General features: G+C 64.6%; 1 protein-coding gene. It reads left to right on the forward strand.

Features of this window, described 5'->3' with window-relative positions:
• The first annotated feature begins 525 nt into the window (after positions 1–525).
• On the forward strand, positions 526–2,022 hold the full coding sequence (locus ACI3ET_RS16280; protein ID WP_405034117.1) for a DNA cytosine methyltransferase: 1,497 nt from the start codon (positions 526–528) through the stop codon (positions 2,020–2,022).
• The last annotated feature ends 173 nt before the right edge of the window (positions 2,023–2,195 follow it).

A 2,195-nucleotide genomic window follows, 5' to 3' on the forward strand; every position in this document is an offset into this window, starting at 1 on the left:
TCGGCACGCCCTCAGCGGCCAGCCTCCTGATCAACGCCCAGTCCTCCATAGTGATCACACTCCAATCGTCGGCAGAGTGTCCACTTTTCGAGCGCCGCTACTGTCTAGTTTTCAAGCGCCGCCGACAATGATGGTTCCTCGCGTTGGATCAGGCGTACCAGGTTGAGGTCAGTCTAGCCAGGTGCGGCCTTGTGCCAACGCCGGCCTCGCCTGCCGTCCGATCCGACGCACACACTTCTGACGAGCTCGCGAGACCTGCCTCGGGGGCATGAAACCAGAGCCTCGGCCATTCGAACTAGAGCAAACCTGGGGGCGTCCCAAGCCCGGATCTCCCGTGCCCGTCGTGCCTTCCCCCGAACTGTGTCACGACGTCGTGCTGCGGATCGCTCCCTCGTCCACAGGTAGTGGCCTTCCGCCGCCCCATCCACAGGTCTGTCAGACCCTCTTGATGGACTGCTCACGACGGGTTGACACTCGCTCGCAGCGCATCGGGTCGGCCGTGCGCCGGACCAGAGGACCAGGCTCATGAACGACGCCCTGCCGCTACTCTTCGACGAATCGGCGCGGGAATTTGACATAGCTGACTCCTCAGCTAAGCTTGGTGCCATGGCGAAGGGCTCTGCAGCATTCAGGTACGCAGACCTCTTCGCGGGCATCGGTGGGTTCCACGCCATGCTCGACCACGCGGGCGGTAGGTGCGTCTACGTCTCCGAGATCGACCGCGAGGCGCGCCAGACCTACGTCCGGAACTGGGTCGAGCCCCTTCCACCGGCCCAGCGGCCGATCGTCAACACCGACATCACGCTGGCAACGCCTGACGAGGAAGCGGTAGACGTCCCGCCTCACGATGTCCTGGCCGCCGGCTTCCCGTGTCAGCCGTTCTCGAAGTCCGGTTACCAGCGAGGCATGGAGGAGGCGCGCGGCACGCTCTTCTGGAACATCGCAAGGATCCTCGAGGACCGCACGCCCGCTGTCGTGCTCCTGGAGAACGTGCGCAACATCACTGGACCCCGCCACACCCACGAGTGGGACGTCATCATCCAGACGCTCCGAGAGATCGGTTACCGCGTTTCAGCAACCCCCTCCGTGTTCTCACCCCACCTCCTCCCCCCGTCGCTCGGAGGCACGCCCCAGGTCCGGGACCGGGTCTTCATCCTCGGTACCTACGTCGGCCGCGACAGAGCCCTCAGCGAGACCAACGTCCCGCCGACTGTCGTGCGGGCACCTGTCGACGGATGGAACGTGCACCACTGGGATGCCGAATGGATCCTGGACGACGACTCGACAATCGCTGAGGTCTCGAAGTACCGGCTGAGTGTCGACGAGACGTCCTGGGTCGATGCGTGGGACGACCTGGTCCGACGGATGTGGGCTGCGAAAGGCATCAGGCTCCCAGGGTTCCCGCTGTGGGCGGACGACTGGGCACCCGAGCGTGGTCTGGACCCGTTCGAGCTCGAGGCCATGCCCCGGTGGAAGTCGCAGATCCTCATCAAGAACGCACGCTTCTACGACGAGCACCGCAGCATCATCCGCGGCTGGAAGCGCGCTAACCCAACTTTCAACTCTTTCCCAGCCTCACGGCGCAAGCTGGAGTGGCAGGCGCAGGACACCGCTTCCCTGTGGGACACGGTCATGCACTTCCGACCTTCCGGGATCAGAGCCAAGGCGCCCACTTACCTGCCGGCTCTGGTGGCGATCACGCAAACGTCGGTCATCGGCACTCGGCGCCGCCGCCTTACCCCCCACGAGGCCGCACGACTGCAGGGCTTCGGACGTGCCCTGTCGTTCGATGGTCAGCGGGACACTGCTTCATACAAGCAGGTGGGCAACGGGGTGGCCGTTGGGGCAGCGTGGCACGTCTTTCGAACCCACGTAGAGCGTGATGCTGCCGACCTGCCGGATGCGCTCGTCCGGGCCGTCCGCATGGCGCCGCTGAACCCAACAGGCGACGCGTTGGCAGAGGCAGCTCTCATTCACGAGGCCCGCAACACACCCGCCCTGACGGGACCGGTGGCAAGCTGACCGGAGAGTCTTGGACTGGTTCCTGGGACCCGGGGGGAGTCGAGTTAGCCCGGATCATTCACGGGGTGGCGGTGTGATCGGCGTGTAGAAGCACCGAAGTGCTCCCTGAACAGGGAAGACTTGGACTTGTCTAAGGTCCCAGGTCGCCCGTCAGGAAGCACTCGGTAAGTGAA

Source organism: Ornithinimicrobium jinqii (assembly GCF_045032595.1).
Taxonomy (GTDB): domain Bacteria; phylum Actinomycetota; class Actinomycetes; order Actinomycetales; family Dermatophilaceae; genus Ornithinicoccus.